We start from the raw sequence: 24263 nt of genomic DNA on the forward strand, positions 1-24263 counted from the left end.
AAGGACAACACAGGCACACCGCCACCCCCACCCCTCCCCATCACCCCCCCCCCCCCCCCCCCCCCCCCCCCCCCCCCCCCCCCCCCCCCCCCCCCCCCCCCCCCCCTCGCCCGTACAGGTGATTCCCCGGTCGGCCACACCCGCCGTCCGGGGCCGGACCGGCTTCTCCACTCCCCGCCGCCCCTCCCCGGGGGGTACCTCACGGATACGGGCTGTTCCACCGCAGCCTCGCACCCGGTACTCCGTACCCCGTACCCCGTACCCGAGGAGGCTCGGACAGAGATGTCGGACCCCGCGCGCATCGACGTACACCAGCACCTGGTCCCACCGGACCTCAGCCGTGCGATGGCCGAGCGGGCCAGGGCCCTCGGCTGGCCGACTCCCGCGTGGGACGTCCGCAGCGCGATCGCGATGATGGACCGCAGGTCGATCGCCACCGGCCTGCTGTCGTTCCCCGCCCCGGTCGCGGCCCCGGACGATCCCGCCGGAGCCCGCGCCGGAGCCCGGCGCGTGAACGAGTACACCGCCGAACTCGTCAAGGACCGGCCCGATCGCTTCGGTCACTTCGCCGTCCTCCCCCTGCCCGACATGGACGCCGTGCTCGCCGAGGCCGCCCACGCACTGGACGAGCTGAACGCCGACGGCCTGATGGTCCTGTCCAACGTGTACGGCCGCTACCTCGGCGACCCGGAGTTCGAGCCGCTCTGGGCCGAGCTGGACGCCCGTGCCGCCGTCGTCCTCGTCCACCCCACCGCGCCGCCGGTCGCGCCGGTCCCCGGCCTGCCCGGCCCCCTGGTGGACTTCCCGTACGACACCGCCCGCACGGCCCTCCACCTGGCCGTGAACGGGGTGCCGGGACGGTACCCCCGGATCAGGATGGTCCTGCCCCACGCCGGCGGCTTCCTGCCGTATGCCGCCCACCGCTTCGCGGTCGCCGCCCGGCTCCACCCCGGCTCCACCCCCGAGGGCCTGCTGAGCGAGCTCCGGCGCTTCTACTTCGACACCGCCATCTCCGCCGGCCCGGCCGCCCTGCCCTCACTGCTCGCCTTCGCCGCCCCCGGACACGTCCTGTACGGCAGCGACTTCCCCATGCTTCCCGAGGAGTGGGCCACCGGCTTCGACAGCGGGCTGGACGCCTACCCGCACTGGGAGCCCGGGCAGCTCCACGCCGTCAACCGTGGCAACGCCGAACTCCTCGTCCCCCGACTCGCCCGGCCCTGACAGCACGGGGCGGTCACCCAACCCCGGCGTGTCCTTCGCCCCGTGACCGTCGTGCCGAAACCGTCGTGTCGTCAGGCGTGGAGGCCGCCGCCCGCCTCGTCCTCGAACATCTCCGGCCAGTAGCGCCAGCCGTCGTCGGTGGGGGTGTTCGGGGTCGGGTCGCAGGCGACCGGGTCGACCGCGGCCAGGGTGCGGGACATCGTCTCCGCCAACTGGTCGTAGGCCTCGGTCAGTTCGTACACCTCGTCCAGGGCCCGCTCGCGCCGTATCAGCCACAGGGTGAACGCCAGGGTGGAGAGATCGGCGTTGAGCGGGCGCAGGCCGAGGTCGGGCTCGCTCCAGCTGAGGACGGCGCCCGTGGCGCCGTCGACGACCAGGCTGGTGTCCTCCACCAGATGGCCGAGGCGGATCAGCCGGTCCGCGTGGGCCGGGAGCTGCTCCTCGGTGAAGACGCCCTCACGGGCGTCCGCGCAGTACTCGGCGAGGGTCTGGAGCGGGATGTCCGTCTCCAGGGTGAACCAGACGGCCTCCTCCGGCAGGCCCACCTCGCGCAGGAAGCGGCGGGTCGGGGCGTGGGTGAGCGCCTGCGGGAAGTCGACGTCCTCGAAGCGGGCGATGTGGCCCGCCCCGAACTCCTCGTCCAGCAGCCGGACCGGGAGGTCCAGGGCGAGGCCGGACGTGGTGCCCGGGCCGGCCACCAGGGACAGGGGGCGGACCACCGCCGCGATCTTCCAGAACGGGTCCGGTCCGCCGCCGGTGCCCTCCTCGAACACCGCGAGCAGCTGACGGGTCGCCTCCGCCACCGCCTGCGGGCCCAGCCGGCCCGCGTAGGAGGCGAACTGGCCGCGCAGCGCCGCCAGTTCGTCGGCCGCCGTGGCGAAGCGCAGCAGCTTCTCCAGGGAGGGCGCCAGCGGGCGGGTGTCCATCAGGTCGGGGCGGTCGTGCAGGAAGTACGTCGTCGAGATCTCGCCCGTCGCGCCGTCGAGCAGCACGGACTCCCGCTCGCGGCCGTCCGCGCCCAGGATGCCGCCTATGACCAGCCGGTCGCTCAGCTCCGTCGCCAGCCGGCCGTCGGGGTCGCCGGTGGAGTCGCGGACCGTGCGCAGGCCGTCCGTGCGCAGCGCCTCGAAGGTCAGCAGGCCGCCGTCGCCCGGCAGTCCGGGGCCGGTCAGCCAGCGGCGCGTCGGCGCGTGTGTGACAAACGGGTCCAGCTGGTCCTCGGTGAAGGTGATCGTCGTCGTGGCGGTGGTGGTCCTGGTCGTGCCCATCGGGTCCCCCGTGCGTGAAGTTCGCCGTCCCACTGCTCCGCACCCTACGCGGCCCCACTGACAACGGCTCCTGACCAGCGGCGTCGCCTGTCGCACCCGACACCGGTCCCTTCCAGTGAGACGTCAGAGCACCCGCGCACGTTCCCTTCCCGCGGGAATCGCCTCCACCGTCTCCCCCACTGCCTGAAGGGCGTGGCAGGTGCCCCCATCGCCCGTGACGAGGACCACACCGTTCACGGGGCGGCGCCCCGCTCCCGGTCCGCGCCGGTCACGCGAAGTACACGCCGCCCAGCACCACGACCACCGCCGCCGTCACGAACCGCAGGATCCACAGCAGGAGCTTGCCCGCGCTCGGCGGGGGCTCGTAGCGCCGCGGATCGCTCACTGGCCCGTCACCACCGCCGCCTGGGGCCGGATCGGAAGGCGGTTGACCGGGCGGCCCGTCGCGGCGCGCACGGCGGAGGCGATGGCCGCCGGGGAGGTCACCACCGGGACCGCGCTGGCCGCCTTGGCCCCGAAGGGGGCGACCACGTCCCGTTCCTCGACCAGTTTGACGATCCGGATGTCCGGGGCGTCCAGGGCCGTCGGCAGGGAGTAGCCGGTGAGGTCGGGGTGGCGGATCAGGCCGCGCGGGGTGCGGAGGTTCTCGGTGAGCGCGATGCCGACGCCCTGGGTGACGCCCGCCTCGATGCGGGCCGTCAGCTGTGCCGGGTTGAGGATGCGGCCGACGTCCTGGGCGACCGCCAGTTCCACGACCCGCACCGAGCCCAGCTCGATGTCGACGTCCACCACCGCGCGGATCGCGCAGAAGGCCATCCCCACGAAGGCGTCGCCCTGACCGGCCGCGTCCAGGGGTTCGGTCGGGTGCGGGCGGCACTGCGCCGTCGCCCACAGCTCCTTGCCGTGCAGTTCCTCGGTGACGGTGGTCGACAGGACGCCGTCGTACGAGGTGATCTTGCCGTCGGTGATCTGGAGCAGCTCGGTGGACATGCCGAACTTGTGCGCCAGGGGCTGGAGCAGCTGGGTGCGGACCATCTTGGCCGCGCGCTCCACCGCCCCGCCGGAGACCCAGGTGTGACGGCCCCGGCAGCCCGGGCCCGCGGGGGGCTGGTCGGTGTCCACGGGGGCGACGTGCACCTCGTCGACACCGAGCGTCTCCTGGACGATCTGACGGGCCAGCGTGGTGAAGCCCTGGCCGGTCTCCACGGCCGCGCACAGCACCGTCGCGACGCCGTCCTGGACCTTCACGGTGGCCGTGGAGACCTCGTCGGCGCCCTCGGCGCCCAGCATGTGCACCATGCCCAGGCCGTAGCCCACGCCCCGGCGCACCGCGCCCGGTTCGCCCGCGCCCTCGGGGCCGCCGGGCAGCAGCCACTCGTCCTCGGGGGTGTCCTTGGGCAGCGGCGGAAGGGGGAACTCCTGGACGGCCTGGAGGAGTTCGGCGACCGGCGCCGGGCAGGTCACCGTCTGGCCGGTGGGCAGGACGTCACCGGTCGCCATGACGTTGCGCAGCCGCAGCTCCGCCGGGTCCACGCCGAGCTTCTTCGCCAGCTTGTCCATCTGCGCCTCGTAGGCGGCGCACACCTGCATCGCGCCCTCACCGCGCACATGGCCCGACGGGGGGTTGTTGGTGCGTACGGCCCAGCCCTCGATGAAGGCGTTCGGGACGACGTAGGGGCCGCAGGCGAAGGAGACGGCGGCGGCGAGCGCCTCCGCGGAGGTGTCGGCGTAGGCGCCCGCGTCCAGCAGGATCTGCGCCTCGACCTTGACCAGCCGGCCCTCGGCGTCGGCGTGGTGGCGGTAGCGCAGCAGGGTCGGGTGCCGGTGGGCGTGACCCAGGAAGGACTCCTCGCGCGTGGCGGTGAGTTTCACGGGGCAGCCGGTCTTCAGGGCGAGCAGCCCGAGCGGCAGCTGGAATCCCTGGTCCTCGCGGTCGGCGGTGGCGCCGGGCACCCCGGTGACGACGATCTTCACGCGGTCCGGCGCCAGGCCGAACACCGCGGCGGCCGTGTCGCGGTCGCTGTGCGGGTCGGTGGAGGCCAGGTACAGCTCCACGCCGCCGTCGGGGCGGGGCACGGCGAGTCCGGCCTCGGCGCCGATGGGGGCCGGGTCGGCGCGCCCGATGCGGTACTGGCCCTCGACGACGATCTCGCCGGCCGCGGCCGGGTCGCCGTGGTGCAGCGGGATGTGCCGGATCAGGTTGCCGTCGGGGTGCAGGGCCTCCGCCTCGAAGGCCTGCTCGGGGTCGATCACCGGGTCGAGGACCTCGTACTCGACGATGACGGCCGCGGCCGCCATCCGCGCGGTGTCCGGGTGGTCGGCGGCGACGGCCGCGATGGGCTCGCCGTGGTGGCGTACGACCTCGGAGGCGAACACCGGGCGGTCGGCCCGGCCGCGTCCGTGCACCGGGCTGCCGGGCACGTCCTCGTGCGTGACGACGGCCCGCACACCGGGCATCTCGCGCGCGTGGGACGTGTCGATGGACACGATGCGCGCGTGCGGGTGCGGGGAGCGCAGCACGGCCGCCCAGAGCAGGCCCTCGGCCCACAGGTCGGCCGCGTAGGGGAAGGTGCCCTCGGTCTTCGCGCGCGCGTCGGCGGGCTGGAGCGACGCGCCGAGGCCGTGCGGGATCGGCTCGGGGGCCGGTGCGGCCTCCGCGGGGTTGGTCGCGGTGGCGGCTTCGTTGCTCACGCCGGGCCTCCGTCCTGGGCCTGTCCGTACGCCGGGTCGTGCGGGTGCGGCTGCGCCGGGTTCTCGAACGCCGACACGTGGACGCCGCCCGCGCCCGGGCCCGCCTGATGCGGAATACGTGCCTCTCCGCCGTCCGACTCGGAGTCGGCGGCGGCGTGCGCCTCGCGTTCGGCGACGACGTCCTTCACGGCCCTGAGGACACCCTTGTAGCCCGAGCAGCGGCACAGGTTGCCGCACAGGGCCTGACGGGTCTCCAGCTCGGTGGGCGCCGGGTTGCCCTCGAGCAGGTCGTGCACGGTCATCGCCATGCCGGGCACGCAGAACCCGCACTGCACCGCCCCGCAGCGGGCGAGCGCCCGCTGCACGTCCGAGGGCTGCCCGTCGACGGCGAGGCCCTCGACGGTACGGATCTCGCTGCCGGCGGTGGTCACGGAGGGGACCAGGCAGGAGGCGACGAGCCGTCCGTCGACCTGGACGTTGCAGGCGCCGCACTCGCCCTGCGAGCAGCCGTCCTTGGCGCCCGCGAGGCCGAGCCGCTCGCGCAGCACGTAGAGCAGCGACTCGCCGATCCAGGCGTCGGTGACGGGCCGGTCGGAGCCGTTGACGCGCAGGACGTAGGAGGCGAGCGGGTGTTCCTCGGCCGGGGGCGGGGGCAGTTCGCCGGGGGCGGCGCCGTCCGGGCGGTCCGGGGCGGTCCCGTCGGGGGCGCCTTCGTGCGCGCGGCCGGAGGGGTCGTCGTCGGGCGCGGCGGAGTCCGCCTCGGGGCCGGCGGGCGGCTGGGCGAGCCTCTGGGCGCCCTCAGCGGCCTCGTGGGCGTCCTCCGGTTCCCCGGCGGGCCGGGCGGGCTCGGAGGCGGGCTGAGCGGCCTCCAGGGGCGTCGGCTCGTCCGGCGCCGGCACCGGCGTGTCGCGGGTGTGCTCGGCGGGCGTGTGCGCGGCGGTGTCCCCGGGCGCGTCGGCGTACGCGGGCGTGTGCTCGCCACCGTGCGCGGCGCCGTGCCCGGCCCCGTGGTCGGTCCGCTGTCCGGCCCCGTGATCGGTCCGCTGTCCGGGGCCGTGGCCGACCCCGTGGTCGGTCCGCTCCCCGGTCCCGTGGCCGTCCCCGCGCGCCGGATCGTGCGCCCCGCCGTGCTCCGGCGCGTGGCCGAACGCGGGCGCGCCCGGCGCCGCTTGCCCGGCCGCTGGATCGGACGTCACCGGGTGACCGGTCTCCTGGAGCCGGGCATGGGCGGCCGCCTCGGCCTGCTGGGCCCAGGACTGCCCCGCGCCGTTGGTCGCGCCGGGCGCCCAGGGGGCGGGCGCGCCGCCCGGCAGGGTGGCCGGAGGGGTGCCGCCGCCCCACTGCTCGACCAGGGACGACGTGGTGAACTCGCCCGATTCGTCCGGAAGGTCGCCGCCCGCAACCGGGATCGACCACTGCCCGGTCACGTCATGGCCCGGGGCGGGCGCGCCGGCCGCCGAGTCGTCGAAGCTCCACTGGCCGGTCGCGCCGGGGTTGTACGTGAACCGGTCGTCGCCGACCGTCTGCGGGCCCGTCTGCGCGGGCCACTCGGTGCCGCCCGCCGGGGTCGCCCAGGTACCGGTGTCGTCCGCGGGCGGCGCCGCCGCTATCTGCGGCGGCACGTATCCGTGACCGGGCGCGGCGAGCGGGGTGTCGCGGGCGGCCAGGAGGGCCTCGATGCCGCCCTCGGGCAGCTTCACGAAGGCGGTGGCGCCGTCGTCGTAGTCGCCCTGGGGCAGCGGGTCCCAGCGGCCGCCGCCGCTCTGGGGCACGCCCTCCGTGTGCTGGTCGTCGGTCACGACAGCGCCCTCCCCAGTGCTCGTCGGGCCAGCGCGGCGACGGTGCGCCGCAGGTGCAGTACGGCGGGCGGAAGCTCGGGCACGGAGCCGTCCACCCCCGGGGCCGGGTCGGGGATGCAGGCGGCGGCGACGTACTCCCCGAAGGCCGTCAGGGCCTCGGGGACGATCGAGCGGCTGTTGTCCCAGTCGATGAGCCGGGCGACCCACTGCTCGGCGTCCAGGGGGCGCAGCGGCATCGGCGCTATGGCGCCGACGGCGCACCGCACCCCGCGCCGGGCGGGGTCGAGGACGAGGGCGACGGACGCGACGGCGCGCCCGGGGCCGGTGCGGCCGGTCGCCTTCAGGAAGACCTGCGGGGCGTGCAGCAGCGGCACGCGCACGTACCCGATCAGCTCGCCGCCGCGCAGCATCTCCATGCCGGCCAGCAGGTGCGAGACCGGGATCTCCCGGCGGGCCCCGCCCGGACCCGCGATGATCAGGGTCGCCTCCAGGGCGGCCAGGACCGGCAGCGCGTCGCCCGTGGGGGCGGCCGAGGCGATGTTGCCGCCCAGGGTGCCGGCGTTGCGGATCTGCGGCGGGCCCGCGGCGCGCGCGGCGGCGGCGAGCGCCGGGATGAGGGCGGCGAAGTCGGGGCGGCCCATCCGCGCGTGGGTGAGTCCGGCGCCGAGCAGGGCGTGGCCGTCCTGGTACTGCCAGCCGCGGATCTCGCTGATCCGGCCGAGTCCGACCAGTCCGGTGGGCCTCAGCTGTCCGGAGTTGACGGCGGCCATCAGGTCGGTGCCGCCGGCCACGGGCACGGCGGCGGGCATGGCCGCCAGGGCTGCCACCGCCTCGTCCAGCGTCGTGGGCAGCGTGACGGCCTGCGCCGCCTGCGGTGCGTGCGTGGTCAAAACCGGCTGCCCCTTCCCGCTGCCCCACCTGGTCCCACCTGTGTTGCCGTACGGTACGTGCTGACAGGGCGGACGTGGCAACTCTGGCACATCTTCGCAACACCCGAACGCGGGGGTCCGCTAGGAGGCATTCGCCCACCTCACCCAGCAGATGGTCCGTTTTCGTACGGCATCGCCGGTGCACGCGAATTGCCACTCTTCGGTGACCCTGCCGGGGTTTATCCGTGACGTGCCGAACGGCGGGGACGGCGGGGACGATGGTTCGCTCGGGCTACCGGTTCGGTGGCGTGCCGTCGATCGGGCGCCCGAGGACGCCCGGCCGCCGCTGCCAGGGCCGGGGTCCCTCCGGCGGCCGGTAGGCCACCCCCAGGGCGTCGAGCCGCCCGTAGTGCGCCTCCATCCGCCGCTCGAAGTCGGCGAAGTCCCGTTCCCCGGGGGCGGGCAGCGGGCTCCAGGCGACCTCGGCGAAGGCGGCGAGCCGGGGGAAGGCCTGGTAGTCCACGCGCGCGGGGTCCTCCATCACCTCGGTCCAGACGTTGGCCTGCGTCCCGAGCACATGCGCCGCCTCGTCCGGCGTCAGCTCCGCCGGAACGGGCTCGAACCGGTACACGTCCTCCAGGGTGCGCACGTACCCGATCGGCACGGGCTCGTCCGGGCCGCCGTCCTGCCGGTGGTCCAGGTACACGTGCTGCTCGGGACACATGACGACGTCGTGCCCCGCGCACGCGGCGGCCGTCCCGCCCGCGTAGCCGCGCCAGGACGACACGGCCGCGCCCGGCGCGAGCCCGCCCTCCAGGATCTCGTCCCAGCCGATGAGCCGACGCCCGCGCGCGGAGAGCCAGGTGTCGAAGTGCCGGACGAACCACGACTGGAGCGCGTCCTCGTCGGCGAGGCCGAGTTCCTCGATACGGGCCTGCGCGGCCGGCGACCGCCGCCACTGTTCCTTGGGGCATTCGTCGCCGCCGACGTGAATGAACTCCGACGGGAAGAGGTCGAGGACTTCCTCGAACACCTCCTCGTAGAAGCGCAGGGTGTTGTCGGTGGGGGCGAGTACGTTGGGATTGACCCCCCAGGTGTCCCACACGGAGAGGGCGGTGGTGTCGATGACGTCGGTGTTGCCGAGTTCCGGATACGCGGCGATCGCGGCCTGCGAGTGTCCCGGCACGTCGATTTCGGGGACGACGGTGATATGCCGCTCGGCGGCGTACGCGACGATCTCCCGGATGTCGTCCTGGGTGTAGTGGCCGCCGTGCGGCTTCTCGTCCCACAGGGGTGAGGCGCGATGGCCGAATTTCGTGCGGGCCCGCCAGGCACCGACCTCGGTCAGCCTTGGGTGGCGCCGGATCTCGATCCGCCAGCCCTGGTCGTCCGTCAGATGGAAGTGGAAGACGTTCAGTTTGTGCGCCGCCATCAGGTCCAGGTAGCGCAGGACGCCTTCCTTCGGCATGAAGTGGCGGGCCACGTCGAGCATCAGGCCGCGCCAGGGGAAACGGGGCGCGTCCTCGATCGTGAGGTGCGGCACGGCCCAGGTCCGGTCGCGGCCGAGCGGGGCCCTGCGGTAGGCGTCGGGGCCGAGGAGCTGCCGGAGCGTCTGGGCGCCCCAGAAGACACCGGCCGCGCTGCCGCCCTCGATGAGGACGCCGCTCGGGTCGCTGACCAGGCGGTACTCCTCGGGGCGGAGGCCGGGGTCCAGTTGGAGCCCGATGCCGTCGCCGTCGGTGTCGTCGAGTTCCCGCCCCTCGCGCAGCGGCAGGCCGGTCGCCTGCCACAGGACGGTGCGCAGCCAGTGGCCGACACCCTCCGCCGCGGTACCGGCGTAGAGCCGGGAGTGCGCCGTCAGTCGCACCTCGCCGGAGCCGGCGACGACGCGGCGGGGCACCGGAATCAGTTCGGTCACGTCAGTCCTTGACCGCGCCGCCCAGTCCGGAGACCAGACGGCGCTGCACGAGTACGAAGAACACCAGCACCGGAATCGTCATCAGTGTGGAGCCCGCCATGACGCCGCCCCAGTCCGGGTCGTCCGGCTTGAAGAACACCAGGAGGGCCATCGGCAGGGTCGACTGCGAAGTGTCGCTGATGATGAAGGACTTGGCGAACAGGAAGTCGTTCCAGGCGGAGATGAAGGAAAACACACTGGTGGCCACCAGGCCGGGCAGGACGAGCGGGAAAAGGATCTGCCACAGAAAGCGCGTACGGCTCGCCCCGTCGAGGTACGCGGCCTCCTCCAGCGCCTCCGGGACGGCTTTCACAAAGCCCCTCAGCATCCAGATCGCGAAGGGCAGCGAGAAGGCGATGTGGGGCAGGATCAGGGACCCCAGGGTGTTCAGCTGACCGAAGTCCCGCATGAGGAAGAACAGGGGGATCGTCAGTGCCTCCACGGGCACCATCTGGGCCACCAGGAACATGATCAGCAGGGTGGTCCGGAAGCGGAACCGGAATCGTGTCACGGCGGTCGCGGCGAGAAACGCGATCAGTCCGGAGGCGATCACCACGGTGCCCGCGACGAGAAGACTGTTGAAGAAGTAACGGCCGAATTCCTGCTGCCCGAACACCCTCCGGAAGGAATCCAGGGAAGGCGCGAGGGTCCACGGCCGCGGCTCGTCGGACTCGATCTCCCCGGCCGGTCTGAAGGCGCCCAGCACCATCCAGTACAGGGGGAAAGCGACGACGGCCGCGGTCAGCAGCGCGCACGCCTCGGCGGCGAGCCGCCACGGACGGGCCACCAGGCCCCGCGCAAGGTTCACAGTTCCTCCCCCTGCCGGCGCAGCAGCCGCAGGTACCCGAGCGTCACGGCGAGCAGGACGACCAGCATCACGACGCCGATCGCCGAGCCGAGGCCGTACTGCGAGGACGCGAACGCCTGCTGGTAGGCGTAGACGTTCAGGACGAGGTTCTGGCCGGCGATCCCGCCGCCGCCCGTCATGACGTAGATCTGGGTGAAGACCTTGAAGTCCCAGATGACGGACTGGATGGTGACGACGGTCAGGATCGGCCGCAGCATCGGCACGAGCACCGACCGCCAGATCCGCCACTGCGAGGCGCCGTCCAGCGAGGCCGCCTCCAGCACCTCCGTCGGGACGGCGCGGATCCCGGCGTAGACGGTCACCATCACGAACGGGAAGGAGCACCAGACCACTTCGAGGAGCACGAGGAGGAAGGCGCTGTAACGGCCGTAGGTCCAGGAGTGGTCGCCGAGGCCCAACACCCGGTTCACCGGGCCGAAGTCGGGGTCGAACAGGAACAGCCAGACCGTGGAACCGGTGACCGCCGGGGTCGCCCAGGCGCCGAGGGCGGCCAGCATCAGCGCGAGCCTCGGCACCGCCCGCACCCGGGTGAGCAGCACGGCGAGCGCGCAGCCCACGGCGAGCGTCGAGACGACACAGGCCGCCGCGAAGACGACCGTGGCCAGCAGCACCTGCCAGAACTGCTCGTCACCGAAGACGTCGGCGTAGTTCCCGAACCCCCGGAACACGGTCGGCTGCCCGCCGCTCACCTGGGCCTGGGTGTACTCGAACAGCGAGATGAGCCCGAGCTGGTGGACGGGGTAGACGAGCAGCGCGCCGAGCACGACGAGGGCGGGGCCGAGGTAGATCCAGGGCGTGAGGTCCCGCCGGACGCGCTGACCGGCCGAGGGGCGCGGGGCTGTCACATGTGCGGCTCCGCCGCGCGGGCGCGAGCGGCCACCACCGACCCGCGGTCGCCCACGGTCACGCTCCCCCACCCCCGAGCCGCTGGGCGGCACCGGCGTCACCGGCGTCACCCGGCGGAGCCGAACGCGTCGTCCATCTTCTTCGCCGCCTCCGCCGAGGCCGCCTCCACGCTCTTCCTCCCGCTGATGACCTCCTGGAACATGGTCGGCAGGACCAGCTGGGAGTCGATCTGGGACCAGGCGGGCGACGCGGGCACGAACCTGGTGCCGGCGGCCAGGGTCCGCACGAACGGCTTCACGAACGGCTCCTTCGCGGCGGCCTGGTCGCGGACGTCCGTGAAGGTCGGCAGGAAGCCCATCGCGTCGAAGAGCGCGGCCTGGGTCTTCTTCGAGGCCAGTGCCTCCATCAGGTCCACGGCCAGGGTGCGGTGCGAGGTGCTCTTCAGGACGCCGAGGTTGTTGCCGCCCGCGAAGGCCGGGGCGATCGAGCCGGCGCTCACACCGGGCAGCGGGACGACGGCGTACTTGCCCTTCACCGCCCCGGCCTCCACGGCCGTGTGGCTGAAGTCGCCGCCGATCGCCATGCCCGCCTTGCCGGCCGCGAACGCGGTGACGGTGTCGTTGCCGCCCATGCCCGTGCACTTGGCGGCCGGACAGTTGTCGTCGGAGAAGAGGGAGGTGTACTCCTCGATGCCCTTGCGGGCGGCGGCGCTGTCGATGCCGGAGGCGTACGAGCCGTTCCTGCCGTCGGCGAGTTCGCCGCCGTTGGCCCAGACGAAGGGCATCGCGCCGTACGTGTAGGCGCCGCCGACGACCAGGCCGTACAGGTCGGGCTTCGCGGCGCGGACCGCGCGGGCGGTGGTGGCCAGTTCGGCCATGGTCCTCGGGACGGCGAGGCCGAGTTCCTCGAAGACGTCCGTGCGGTAGTAGAGGGCGCGGACGCCGACGTAGAAGGGGGCGCCGTAGAGCTTTCCGTCGACGGTGACCGACTGGCGGGCGGTGGGGTCGGTGTCCTTGCCCTCGGGCCAGGCGCCGAACTCCTCGGTGACGTCGAGGAGTCCTCCGTCGCGGACATGGCCGGCGGTGTCGGTGTTGCCGTACTCCATCACGTCGGGAGCGGACTTCGGGTCGTTGAAGGCGGCCTTGACGCGCTGGGCGCGGGTCTCGACCGGGATGTACTCGACGTCGACCTCCGTGCCCTTGTGAGCCTTCTCGAAGGCGGTGACGACGGAGTCGACGACCTTCTCCTTCGGCGTGTTGCCGACCTCCTGGAAGAGCCAGACACGCAGCGTGCCGCTCTTGTCGTCGGTGTCGGAGGAGGAGTTGGAGGAGGTCTGGGGGGCGCAGGCGGTGACGACGACCAGGGCGGCGGCCGCGAGCAGGGCCGGCCGGATGGGGAGCTTCATGGAGTGACCCTCCGAACGTTGCAACATATGCAATGGTTGTTTTGCTCTGCACAACACACCGGAGGCTAGGGACTGCATGAACACGCCGACAAGAGGTCTCCACCACTCTGTGACCACCCGACGCACCCCGTGCAACGACAAAGACGCCAAAGGCCCCCAGGCGCGCCAAAACGCGCCTGGGGGCCTCAGAGCCTCAGGAGGACCGGACGGGTCTACTTCTTGCCGCCGCCCTTGCCCTTGTCGTCTCCGCCGCCGATGCCCATCGACTCGAAGATCTCCTTGCACATCGGGCACACCGGATACTTCTTCGGATCGCGGCCGGGCACCCACACCTTGCCGCACAGCGCCACGACGGGCGTCCCGTCGAGGGCGCTCGCCATGATCTTGTCCTTCTGGACGTAGTGCGCGAAGCGCTCGTGGTCACCGTCGCCGTGCGACACCTGCGGTGTCGGTTCTACAAGGGTCCCCGTACCGGTGCCGCGCTCGGGCTCGAGAGTGCTCATGGGCCCAAGCGTACTGAAGCTCGCCCGGATCAGTTGAGCGAAGGGTCGTCCGGATACGTCGCCACCATCGCCAGTTCGCTGCGCTGGCGGCGCAGGACCTCGCGCCAGAGTCTCTCCGGGGACGGGGAGGAGACGTCGCCGGGCTCGGACTCCACCACGTACCAGGCGCCCTCCACCAGCTCGTCCTCCAGCTGACCGGGGCCCCAGCCGGCGTACCCGGCGAAGATTCTCAGGGAGCCCAGCGCGGAGGCGAGCAGCTCCGGCGGGGCCTCCAGGTCGACGAGGCCGATCGCGCCGTGCACCCGGCGCCAGCCGAGCGGACCGCGGTCCCCGGAGCAGTCGCCGGGGATCACGGCGACGCCCAGCGCGGAGTCGAGGGACACCGGGCCGCCCTGGAAGACGACACCGGGTTCCCCGGTGAGGTCGGCCCAGCCCTCCAGGATGTCGCCCACGCCCACGGGCGTAGGGCGGTTGAGGACGACACCGAGGGAGCCCTCCTCGTCGTGGTCGAGAAGGAGCACCACCGCACGGTCGAAGTTCGGGTCCGCCAGGGCGGGCGTTGCCACGAGCAGCCGCCCTGTGAGCGAGGACACCTCGGTCATGCCAGACATGATCCCCCATCTTCCCGTGGAGTGGGGAGGCAATCGGGGTGCGGGAGTGAGGGCAGGTCGGGCGCACGGATGCGGTCCGGGCGCACGAACGCGAAAGGCCCCTCGCGGTGACCCCATGTGCCCGCCGCGGAACCGTTCGTGTTGTGACACAGCTATGACCTCCCTGGGTGGTCCTCGGGCTTACGGGAGGGGGGTCGACGGCGATTACTCTGTCTCCTCTGGCCCTGCCCCACTCGATGGAACGCGAGATACATGACCGTCAACGACGATGTCCTGCTTGTCCACGGCGGAACCCCGCTGGAGGGCGAGATCCGTGTCCGCGGTGCGAAGAACCTCGTACCGAAGGCCATGGTCGCCGCACTGCTGGGCAGTGAGCCGAGTCGGCTGCGCAACGTTCCGGACATCCGTGACGTGCGGGTCGTACGCGGGCTGCTGCAACTGCACGGGGTGACGGTCCGTCCGGGTGAGGAGCCCGGCGAGCTGGTGCTCGACCCGACCTATGTGGAGAGCGCCAACGTCGCCGACATCGATGCCCACGCGGGCTCGAGCCGGATCCCGATCCTGTTCTGCGGTCCGCTGCTGCACCGCCTCGGCCACGCGTTCATCCCGGGCCTGGGCGGCTGCGACATCGGCGGCCGGCCCATCGACTTCCACTTCGACGTGCTGCGGCAGTTCGGCGCGAAGATCGAGAAGCGGGAGGACGGGCAGTACCTGGAGGCCCCGCAGCGGCTGCGCGGCACGAAGATCCGCCTGCCGTACCCGTCCGTGGGCGCGACCGAGCAGGTGCTGCTGACGGCCGTCCTCGCGGAGGGCGTCACCGAGCTGTCGAACGCGGCCATCGAGCCGGAGATCGAGGACCTCATCTGCGTGCTGCAGAAGATGGGCTCGATCATCGCGATCGACACCGACCGCACGATCCGCATCACGGGTGTGGACCAGCTCGGCGGCTACACCCACCGCGCTCTGTCGGACCGTCTCGAGGCGGCCTCCTGGGCGTCCGCGGCGCTGGCCACCGAGGGCGACATCTACGTCCGCGGCGCGCAGCAGCGCTCGATGATGACGTTCCTGAACACCTACCGGAAGGTGGGCGGTGCCTTCGAGATCGAGGACGAGGGCATCCGCTTCTGGCACCCGGGCGGCCAGCTGAAGTCCATCGCGCTGGAGACGGACGTGCACCCGGGCTTCCAGACGGACTGGCAGCAGCCGCTGGTCGTGGCCCTGACGCAGGCCACGGGCCTGTCGATCATCCACGAGACGGTCTACGAGTCCCGGCTGGGCTTCACGTCCGCGCTGAACCAGATGGGCGCGCACATCCAGCTCTACCGCGAGTGCCTGGGCGGCTCCGACTGCCGCTTCGGCCAGCGCAACTTCCTGCACTCCGCGGTCGTGTCGGGCCCCACGAAGCTCCAGGGCGCCGATCTGGTCATCCCCGACCTCCGCGGCGGCTTCTCGTACCTGATCGCCGCCCTCGCGGCCCAGGGCACGTCCCGGGTCCACGGCATCGACCTGATCAACCGCGGCTACGAGAACTTCATGGAGAAGCTCGTGGAGCTGGGCGCGAAGGTGGAACTGCCGGGCAAGCTGCTCGGATAGCTCGTCGGTACGACGATGGGGCGGCCCCTGGGAAAGGGGCCGCCCCATTGTCGTGGTCCGCGCCCACTGCGGACGACGCGTCCCGAAGGACGCCGCGCGATCGGTCACACGCGATCAGTCACAGACGGCCCGCGGTCACCCACGAGCCGCCCAGCGGGGCGCTACTTGCCCTTGGCCGCTTCCTTGAGCTTCGAGCCCGCGGAGACCTTCACGCTGTAGCCGGCCGGGATCTGGATCGGGTCGCCGGTCTGCGGGTTGCGCGCGGTGCGAGCGGCACGGTGGGTGCGCTCGAAGGTCAGGAAGCCGGGGATGGTGACCTTCTCGTCGCCCTTGGAGACGATGTCGCCGACGACCTCGGCGAACGCGGCCAGCACGGCGTCGGCGTCCTTGCGGGTCACCTCGGCGCGGTCGGCCAGCGCGGCCACCAGCTCACTGCGGTTCATGTTGTTACTCCCGTGTTCTTCTTGCCGTTGCGGCGTGCCACGCGGCGGAGCCGCATGTTGGGCACAGCGAAGTCGTTGTGCTCGCGCCCAGAGACGCATCCTGCCCCTACCTGCGGCGGGAAAGCCAATCCGGCACCCGCAGGAGTCGTGAGAACACCCTTGGGAGTCACACGAAGAGCGGCTGAGGCTGGCCGTCACGATAAGGCGCGGCACCGACAGGGTGTCCGGCGGCGCGCCGGAGCGGGGACCGTGGTGATCCTCACAGTCCCCGCAAGGGTCCGAGGCCCGTGGTGACCGGGTCCGTGGTGCCTCGGCCCGGGGGACGAGACCCCCTAGGCGCCCGCGGCCTTGGCGGCCTCGCGCACCGCGCCCGCCACCGCGCCCGCGACCTTGTCGTTGAAGACGCTCGGGATGATGTAGTTCGCGTTCAGCTCGTCCTCGCTCACGACATCCGCGAGGGCCTTCGCCGCCGCGAGCATCATCTCGGTGTTGACCGTGCGGGACTGCGCGTCCAGCAGGCCGCGGAAGACGCCCGGGAAGACCAGCACGTTGTTGATCTGGTTCGGGAAGTCGGAGCGGCCGGTGGCCACGACGGCGGCCGTCTGGCGGGCGATCGCCGGGTCGACCTCGGGGTCCGGGTTCGCGAGCGCGAACACGATGGCGTCCTCGGCCATGGCGGCCACGTCGTCGCCGTCCAGGACGTTCGGGGCGGAGACGCCGATGAAGACGTCGGCGCCGCGCACGGCCTCCTTGAGGGTGCCGGTGAGGCCCTCGTGGTTGGTGTTGTCGGCGATCCAGCGCAGCGGGGAGTCGGCGGAGGCGTCCACCAGGTCCTCGCGGCCGGCGTGCACGACGCCGTGGATGTCGGCGACGACCGCGGTCTTGACGCCCGCCGCGATCAGCAGCTTGAGGATGGCCGTACCGGCCGCGCCGGCGCCGGACATGACGACCCGGATGTTCTCGATCGCCTTGCCGGCCACGCGCAGGGCGTTGGTGAGGGCGGCGAGGACGACGATCGCGGTGCCGTGCTGGTCGTCGTGGAAGACGGGGATGTCGAGGGCCTCGCGCAGCCGGGCCTCGATCTCGAAGCAGCGCGGCGCGGAGATGTCCTCGAGGTTGATGCCCGCGAAGCCGGGGGCGATCGCCTTCACGATCTCGACGATCGCGTCGGTGTCCTGGGTGTCCAGGCAGATCGGCCAGGCGTCGATGCCGGCGAACCGCTTGAAGAGCGCCGCCTTGCCCTCCATGACCGGCAGCGCGGCCATCGGGCCGATGTTGCCCAGGCCCAGTACGGCCGAGCCGTCCGTCACGACCGCAACGGAGTTGCGCTTGATGGTGAGGCGGCGGGCGTCCTCGGGGTTCTCGGCGATCGCCATGCAGACGCGGGCCACGCCCGGCGTGTAGATCATGGAGAGGTCGTCGCGGTTGCGGATCGGGTGCTTCGACTGCATCTCGATCTTGCCGCCGAGGTGCATGAGGAACGTACGGTCGGAGACCTTGCCGAGGGTGACGCCCTCGATCAGGCGGAGCTGCTGGACGATCTCGTCGGCGTGCGCGGTCGAGGTGGCCGCGATGGTGACGTCGATGCGGAGCTTCTCGTGACCGGAAGCAGTGACGTCGAGGCCGGTGACCGAGCCTCCGTGGGACTCGACGGCCCCGGTGAGCTGGGAGACCGCGGTTCCGCTCGCGGGCACCTCCAGCCGGACCGTCATCGAGTAGGAGACGCTGGGCGCCGTTGCCATGGCCGACTTCCTCTGCACTGCTGGTGGCGGGTTTGCCGTCAGATCGTCGCACCTACTGACGAGTACGTGGTAGCCGCACGGAATTGCGAACGTTGTGTTCTCATGAAAGGAGGCCCACGTCACATCGGACGTGGGCCTCTCTCACGTTCATGACACCGACCCGCCATGCTCGCCTCGCGGCAAGTGGTCGCTCGTAGCGACGAAGGTTGGGCCCGGGGGCTTGGATCGAGCCGGTGTCACACCCAGGCTAACAAACGGATCCCCGAACACCATTCCCGTCCGGGGAGTTCACAGGAAACGATCCGCCGGACGGGTGCCGCCTCAGTCTCTGAGCAGGTCCGGGACCCCGTTCGCGTCCGGTTCGTCCCGCTCGCCCGACACGATCGTGAGCTGCTGGGTGGCCCGGGTCAGGGCGACGTACAGCACGCGCAGTCCGGCCGGGGACTCGTCGGCGATCTCGGCCGGGGACACGACGACGGTGGCGTCGTACTCCAGGCCCTTGGCCTCCAGGCTGCCCAGGGCCACCACGCGGTCGCCGAGCCCGGCGAGCCAGCGGCGGGCCTCCTCGCGGCGCTGCATCGCGACGACGACGCCGACGGTGCCGTCGACCTGCCCCAGCAGGCGTTCCGCCTCCGCGCGGACGGTGGCGGCCAGGGACCGCTCCACCGCCGTGAAGCGGGGGACGACGCCGGTGGAGCGGACCGCCGACGGGGCCTCGGCGCCGGGCATGGCCAGCGCCAGCACCTTGGCGGCGAGTTCGGCGATCTCGGCCGGGTTGCGGTAGTTCACGGTCAGCTGGAAGCGGCGGCGCGGACGGGAGCCGAGGGCCTCGTCGCGGGCCTCGGCCGCCTCGTCGGGGTCGGACCAGGAGGACTGGGCGGGGTCGCCGACCACCGTCCAGGTGGCGTGCCGGCCGCGGCGGCCGACCATGCGCCACTGCATCGGCGTGAGGTCCTGGGCCTCGTCGACGATGACGTGCGCGTACTCGACGCGCTCCTGGGCGAGCCGTTCGGCGCGCTCGCGCTGGGTCTCCTCGCGCACCGGCATCAGCTCCTCCAGGCCGGTGAGCTGGTCCAGCGGGTCGAGTTCGCGCCGCTTGCGCGGGCGGGCCGGGGTGCCGAGGACCGCCTGGAGCTCGTCGAGCAGGGCGATGTCGTGCACCGAGCAGCCGTCGCGCTTCAGGGAGCGGGCGACCCGGCGGACCTCGCCGGGGTTGAGGATCCGGCGGGCCCAGCGGCCGAGCCGGCGCTCGTCGGACATCGCGGCGAGGACGCCCTTCGGCGTCAGCTCGGGCCACCAGGCGTCGAGGAAGGCGAGGAAGGAGTCCTCGCTCGTGACGTCCTCGTCGAAGGAGGAGCGCAGTTCGGCGGCCAGCTCGGGGTCGCTGTGCCGGCCCGCGGCACCGGAGCGCTCCCACAGGGCGTCCAGGAGCAGCTTGCGGGCGCGCGGGCGCAGCAGGTTGACCGGGGCGGTGCCGCCGAGGGCGCTCTGCCGGATCCGGTCCAGGTCGGCCGGCTCCAGCTCCAGCCGACGGCCGAAGGCGACCACCCGCAGGCGGGTGGGGGTCGTAGCGGCGGAGACCGGGGACTCGTCGAAGCTCAGCTGCCCGTCGCCCTGCGCACCGCTCCGGCCACCGCCCTGGCCGCCGCTCTCCAGCGCCCCGCGCGCCGCCTTCCGCAGCACCCTCAGCATCCGGTGCGACCCCTTGGCCCGGGCCACCGCCGGGGAGTCGTACAGCGTGGCCTCGGCGCCGTCGACGAGGGAGCCGATGGCGCGGATGGCGACCTGGCCCTCCTCGCCGAGGGAGGGCAGCACGCCCTCGGTGTACGCCACCAGCAGCGGGGTCGGCGAGACGATCAGGATGCCGCCCGCGTACCGGCGCCGGTCCTGGTAGAGGAGGTAGGCAGCGCGGTGCAGCGCGACGGCGGTCTTGCCGGTGCCGGGGCCGCCCTCGACGTAGGTCACGGAGGCGGCGGGGGCCCGGATGACGAGGTCCTGCTCGGCCTGGATGGAGGCGACGATGTCCCGCATGGTGTGCGAGCGGGCCTGGCCGAGGGCGGCCATGAGGGCGCCGTCGCCGATGACCGGCAGTTCGTCGCCGGCGAGGAAGGCCCGCAGCTCGGGACGCATCAGGTCGTCCTCGACCCCGAGGACCCGGCGGCCCTTGGAGCGGATCACGCGACGGCGTACGACGCGGCCGGGGTCGACCGGGGTGGACCGGTAGAAGGGAGCCGCCGCCGGCGCCCGCCAGTCGATGACGAGCGGCGCGTAGTCGGAGTCCAGGACTCCGATACGGCCGATGTGGAGCGTCTCGGCGATGTCGGCGGTGTTGTCCTCGCGCACCGCGCCCTCGGCGGGTTCCACGGCGGTGTAGGCGCCGTCGGGGCCCTTCTTGCCGTCCCTGCCGAGGAGCAGGTCGATCCGTCCGAACAGGAAGTCCTCGAACTCGTTGTTGAGCCGGTTGAGGTGGACTCCCGCCCGGAAGACCTGGGCGTCGCGCTCGGCGAGCGCGCCGGGCGTGCCGACCTGGCCTCGCTTGGCCGCGTCGTCCATCAGGAACTCGGCCTCGTGGATCTTCTCCTCGAGCCGCCGGTACACCCGGTCGAGATGTTCCTGTTCGATGCTGATCTCGCGTTCCCGGACCGAGTCCGGTGCGGCGTCGACCGCGGTTTCCTGCTGAGCCTGTGCGGCCACCGGGCCCCCTTCTGACGTGCTGGGCAGCCGTCAACCGTACGCGAAGGGGACCCCGGGAGGCTACGGACCGGCGCCCCGGGTCCTCCCGGAGCGCCCGTCTCACTCGGTCAGACGTCGATCTCGACGAGCTTTTCCCCGCCGAAGGTCATGACCTCGAAGTGGTCGATGTCATTGGCCGTGAAGGCCGCGCCGCCCATGACGTAGAGCGGATTCTTGGCCTGCTCGGTCTTGGCGTTGGGGATGCCGTAGCCCCACTCCGGGACCGACCAGGAGGAGACCGTCTCGCGCTTGCCGTCCTTGCCGACGGCGATCAGCGAGCACTTCTCGGGGCCGGTGACGTTCTTCAGTTCGACGCCGACCTCGGTGCCCCAGCCCTTCTCGCCCATGGCGACGGTCGCCGAGACCTTGGTGGAGGCGTCGGTCGCCGAGACCTTGGTCGGCAGGGCGTCGAAGGCGGACTTCGTGGTCACGGTGGCGGACTTGGTGGAGCCCGCCTGGACCCCGGTGCTCCCGCTGTCGCCACCGGTCGCGGCCAGCACGCTCAGCGGACCGCCGACGATCAGCGCGGCCGCGGCCGCCACCAGGAAGAAGGAGCGGCGGCGCTTCTGGGCGCGGCGCTCCGACACCTCGTCGACCAGCTTGTCCACGAGCCGTGGGCTGGGCCGGGCGGACAGGGACTCGCCGATCGCCGGCGTTCCGGTGCCCGGCAGGTCGGCGAGGGCCGCCAGCATCGGTTCCATCCCGGCCAGCTCGTCGAGCTGCTGCGCGCACCACTCGCATCCGGCGAGATGTGCCTCGAAAGCGGTCGCCTCGGCGTCGTCGAGGATGCCGAGCGCGTAGGCGCCGACGGTCTCGTGCTCGCTCGGGCTCGGAGATCCCACAGATCCCTGCATGGGGCCAGACATACCCGGGCCACCTGCTCCGAACCCCCCGTAAACGTTCATCACGCCGTCACCCCCCGCTCCTCCAGAGCCAGCTTCATCGAACGCAGGGCATAGAACACCCGAGAACGGACCGTTCCGCTGGGTATGCCCAGCGTCTCGGCCGCCTCGTTGACGGTACGCCCCTTGAAGTACGTCTCGACGAGCACCTCCCGGTGGGCAGGGGTCAGGTCGTCGAGCGCATCGGACAGCGTCATCAGCCACAGCGCCTTGTCGATCTCGTCCTCCGCGGGGATGACCTCCAGCGGCGACGGGTCGACCTCCTGCGGCCGGGCCTGCCGGCTGCGGTGGCCGTCGATGACGATGCGGCGAGCGACCGTCACCAGCCAGGGGCGTACCGATCCGGTCGCTCGATTGAGCTGGCCGGCGTTCTTCCAGGCTCGGATGAGTGTCTCCTGCACGACGTCCTCAGCACGCTGCCGGTCTCCGGCAACCAGGCGCAGGACATACGCAAGAAGGGGTCCGGCATGCTCCCGATACAGAGCACGCATCAGCTCCTCGTCAGGTTCCGAGGGCTGGGACATGCGATGTCGGGCCCTCGATCCACGTTCATTGGCCACGGCCGCATCCTTGCGCACGCCCACCTCCGGTGTCCGGGGGTTCCCCCAGTCGGTCGCTCGCTGACGGGTACGCACGGGGGCTGCGGAGTGTTCAAACCGAGCAGACAGTTTTCTTCGGGGTGTCATGACGAGGGGGACATGGCGGCACATTCCCACCGCCTTTTCTTTACATTTCCGCCACACGGGCGAGTTCGCGCTGGCTGCCCGGCTGGTGACGCGAGCAAACGGAATGTTGTCGAAATCACTTCGATTCATCTTCGACGAAATTCCTGGCGTCTCGTCAGAGAAGCCGCATACCGGGCAGTTGAGCGCGTGCGAGCGCGGCGCGCCGACGGTGCCGCGCGACCCTTTCCCGGTTCCCGCAGACCTCGCTGGAGCACCAGCGCCGGCGCCGGCCGCGGGAGGTGTCGACGTACACGATCGGGCAGTTGTCACCCTCGCACTCGCGCAGCCCCGCGCGGGCGGCGGGATCGGTGAACAGCTCGACGGCGTCCCGGGCGACCACGGCGAGCAGCGCGGCGCACCGCGGCGGTCCGTCCAACTCGCGTACGAGGGTGCCGTCCTCGCCCCGGGCGGCCCGCGGGACGGGGGGCGCGGCGCGGGCGGCCTCGTTCACCCGGGCGAGGGCGGCGTCGTAGGGGCCGGTGTCCGTGCGGGCGAGCCAGTCGTGCACCAAGCGGCCGATGTCGCCGCGCAGTTCGCGGAAGGCGACCGGCCAGCCGACGTCGGCGTGTACCAGCGGTGTGCCCGGCGGCACGAGTCCGGCGCCGGCGATCCAGGCGCACAACGGGGCGACGCCGTCCAGATGTTCGTACGGGTGGCTGGTCGCGAGGAGGTCGAGACAACTGCGCCCGGAGTCGAACCGCAGCTCGTAGGGGACCGTGACCGTACCCAGTGCCATGCGCCACCGCCTAGGCGTTCCTCTGGAGAACCGTTCCCCTCACAGTGCCAGCGCAGGCCCAGGACAACCAGGGGGTCTCGGGGCTGTGCCCCGAGGACGGCCCACCCCGGTTCACGCGTCCGCGTACTTGGCGTCGGCCGCCGGATCCAGCGCCAGGCGGTAGCCGCGCTTGACCACCGTCTGGATCAGCTTCGGCGCCCCCAACGCCGTCCGCAGCCGGGCCATCGCGGTCTCCACCGCGTGCTCGTCGCGCCCCGCTCCGGGCAGCGCGCGCAGCAGATCCGCCCGCGGCACCACCCATCCCGGCCGCCGCGACAGCGCCCGCAGCAACGACATCCCGGCCGGCGGCACCGGTTTCAGACAGCCGTCGACCAGCACCGCGTGCCCCCGGATCTCCACCCGGTGCCCCGCCACGGGCAACGCCCGCGCCCGGCCGGGCAGTTCCTGGCACAGCAGCTGCACCAGCGGGCCGAGCCGGAAGCGTTCCGGCTGGACGGTGTCCACGCCCCGTGCCTGGAGCGGCAGGGCGGTGACCGGTCCGACGCAGGCCGGGACCACGTCGTGGTGCATCGCGGTGAGCAGCTCGGGCAGCAGCCCGCGCTTCTCCGCGCGCGCGAGCAGGGACACGGCGGCGGGCGCGCTGGTGAAGGTGATCGCGTCCAGACCGCGCGAGACGGCCGCGTCGATCAGCCGGTCCAGCGGTGAGATGTCCTCGGGCGGCATCCACCGGTACACCGGCACACCCACCACTTCGGCGCCGGCGGCCCGCAGCGACTCCACGAACCCGGGCAGCGGCTCCCCGTGCAGCTGGACAGCTATCCGGCGGCCGTCGACACCCTCCTCCAGCAGCCGGTCGAGCACCTCGGCCATGGACTCGGACGACGGCGACCAGCCCTCGGTCAGCCCCGCGGCGCGGATCGCGCCCTTGACCTTGGGCCCGCGGGCGAGCAGTTCGATCTCGCCGAGCCGGGCGAGCAGGGCCTCGCCGAGACCCCAGCCGTCGGCGGCCTCGATCCAGCCGCGGAAGCCGATGGCGGTCGTGGCCACGACGATGTCCGGCGCGTGGTCGATGAGGCCCTTGGTCGCGGCGAGCAGTTCGCCGTCGTCGGCCAGCTGCACGATCCGCAGGGCGGGCGCGTGCAGCACCGCCGCCCCGCGCCGCTGGAGCAGCGCGCCCAGCTCCTCGGCCCGGCGGGCGGCGGTCACGCCCACGGTGAACCCGGCGAGGGGCCCGTGTTCGACGGCGGCCCGGGGTCCGGCGTCCGTTCGCTGCTGTTCGTCGTACATAACTCTCGTCTCGCACTCGAGTCGTTTTGCATAGCACCTACAGGCCGAACGAGCCTGTCAACGG

Annotated in this window: 19 protein-coding genes; 2 read left to right on the plus strand and 17 right to left on the minus strand. The window is 72.4% G+C overall.

The window, feature by feature from the left end:
* Positions 1–282: 282 nt before the first annotated feature.
* Positions 283–1221 carry an amidohydrolase family protein gene (locus ACZ6D7_RS03295; protein WP_469482831.1) on the plus strand — a complete coding sequence of 313 codons (939 nt, stop codon included), beginning with the start codon at positions 283–285 and terminating at the stop codon, positions 1219–1221.
* A 71-nt stretch (positions 1222–1292) separates the two neighbouring features.
* Here the strand turns inward: ACZ6D7_RS03295 and ACZ6D7_RS03300 are convergent, their stop codons facing one another.
* The 10 genes from ACZ6D7_RS03300 to ACZ6D7_RS03345 form a co-directional block, all read right to left on the minus strand.
* Positions 1293–2489, minus strand: a complete 1197-nt coding sequence (locus ACZ6D7_RS03300; protein ID WP_469482833.1) for an SUKH-4 family immunity protein — start codon at positions 2487–2489, stop codon at positions 1293–1295.
* A gap of 381 nt (positions 2490–2870) precedes the next feature.
* The gene (locus ACZ6D7_RS03305) at positions 2871–5180 is read right to left on the minus strand and encodes a xanthine dehydrogenase family protein molybdopterin-binding subunit (protein ID WP_469482835.1); all 2310 of its coding nucleotides are present in this window, start codon (positions 5178–5180) and stop codon (positions 2871–2873) included.
* Positions 5177–6979 (minus strand): (2Fe-2S)-binding protein, encoded by a 1803-nt coding sequence (locus ACZ6D7_RS03310; protein WP_469482837.1) that lies wholly within the window; start codon positions 6977–6979, stop codon positions 5177–5179. The genes ACZ6D7_RS03305 and ACZ6D7_RS03310 overlap by 4 nt, the downstream gene beginning before the upstream one ends.
* Positions 6976–7869: an FAD binding domain-containing protein gene (locus ACZ6D7_RS03315; RefSeq protein WP_469482839.1), complete on the minus strand. Its 894-nt coding sequence runs from the start codon at positions 7867–7869 to the stop codon at positions 6976–6978. Before ACZ6D7_RS03315 ends, ACZ6D7_RS03310 begins: the two co-directional genes overlap by 4 nt.
* 271 nt (positions 7870–8140) lie before the next feature.
* The gene (locus ACZ6D7_RS03320) at positions 8141–9766 is read right to left on the minus strand and encodes a beta-N-acetylhexosaminidase (protein WP_469482841.1); all 1626 of its coding nucleotides are present in this window, start codon (positions 9764–9766) and stop codon (positions 8141–8143) included.
* 1 nt (position 9767) lies between these two features.
* Complete coding sequence (locus tag ACZ6D7_RS03325) at positions 9768–10613, minus strand: carbohydrate ABC transporter permease (protein ID WP_469482843.1); 846 nt, start codon at positions 10611–10613, stop codon at positions 9768–9770.
* The gene (locus ACZ6D7_RS03330) at positions 10610–11620 is read right to left on the minus strand and encodes a carbohydrate ABC transporter permease (protein ID WP_469483022.1); all 1011 of its coding nucleotides are present in this window, start codon (positions 11618–11620) and stop codon (positions 10610–10612) included. Before ACZ6D7_RS03330 ends, ACZ6D7_RS03325 begins: the two co-directional genes overlap by 4 nt.
* 5 nt (positions 11621–11625) lie before the next feature.
* Positions 11626–12924, minus strand: a complete 1299-nt coding sequence (locus ACZ6D7_RS03335) for an extracellular solute-binding protein (protein ID WP_469482845.1) — start codon at positions 12922–12924, stop codon at positions 11626–11628.
* Positions 12925–13136: 212 nt separating this feature from the next.
* A complete protein-coding gene (locus ACZ6D7_RS03340) occupies positions 13137–13427 on the minus strand; it encodes a DUF3039 domain-containing protein (RefSeq protein ID WP_469482847.1) in 291 nt (96 codons plus the stop codon).
* A 29-nt stretch (positions 13428–13456) separates the two neighbouring features.
* A complete protein-coding gene (locus ACZ6D7_RS03345; RefSeq protein ID WP_469482849.1) occupies positions 13457–14029 on the minus strand; it encodes a YqgE/AlgH family protein in 573 nt (190 codons plus the stop codon).
* Between the two features lie 261 nt (positions 14030–14290).
* On the opposite strand from ACZ6D7_RS03345, the gene murA reads away from it, so the two are divergent.
* The gene (murA, locus tag ACZ6D7_RS03350) at positions 14291–15631 is read left to right on the plus strand and encodes a UDP-N-acetylglucosamine 1-carboxyvinyltransferase (RefSeq protein ID WP_469482851.1); all 1341 of its coding nucleotides are present in this window, start codon (positions 14291–14293) and stop codon (positions 15629–15631) included.
* A gap of 161 nt (positions 15632–15792) precedes the next feature.
* On the opposite strand, the gene ACZ6D7_RS03355 is transcribed toward murA, so the two are convergent.
* From ACZ6D7_RS03355 to ACZ6D7_RS03385, 7 genes are all read right to left on the minus strand, one after another.
* Entirely contained in the window at positions 15793–16074 is a 282-nt protein-coding gene (locus ACZ6D7_RS03355; RefSeq protein ID WP_004000874.1) for an HU family DNA-binding protein, read from the minus strand.
* Between the two features lie 332 nt (positions 16075–16406).
* On the minus strand, positions 16407–17816 hold the full coding sequence (locus ACZ6D7_RS03360; RefSeq protein ID WP_469482853.1) for an NAD-dependent malic enzyme: 1410 nt from the start codon (positions 17814–17816) through the stop codon (positions 16407–16409).
* A gap of 321 nt (positions 17817–18137) precedes the next feature.
* Entirely contained in the window at positions 18138–20510 is a 2373-nt protein-coding gene (locus ACZ6D7_RS03365; RefSeq protein WP_469482855.1) for a HelD family protein, read from the minus strand.
* Between the two features lie 107 nt (positions 20511–20617).
* Positions 20618–21454 (minus strand): anti-sigma factor family protein, encoded by an 837-nt coding sequence (locus ACZ6D7_RS03370; RefSeq protein ID WP_469482857.1) that lies wholly within the window; start codon positions 21452–21454, stop codon positions 20618–20620.
* Entirely contained in the window at positions 21454–21975 is a 522-nt protein-coding gene (locus ACZ6D7_RS03375) for a sigma-70 family RNA polymerase sigma factor (protein WP_010039908.1), read from the minus strand. The genes ACZ6D7_RS03370 and ACZ6D7_RS03375 overlap by 1 nt, the downstream gene beginning before the upstream one ends.
* Positions 21976–22291: 316 nt before the next feature.
* Complete coding sequence (locus tag ACZ6D7_RS03380) at positions 22292–22912, minus strand: CGNR zinc finger domain-containing protein (protein WP_469482859.1); 621 nt, start codon at positions 22910–22912, stop codon at positions 22292–22294.
* Positions 22913–23023: 111 nt separating this feature from the next.
* Positions 23024–24199 (minus strand): uroporphyrinogen-III synthase, encoded by a 1176-nt coding sequence (locus ACZ6D7_RS03385; RefSeq protein WP_469482861.1) that lies wholly within the window; start codon positions 24197–24199, stop codon positions 23024–23026.
* Positions 24200–24263 lie beyond the last annotated feature (64 nt).

This window comes from Streptomyces sp. NPDC041784 (genome assembly GCF_055591025.1).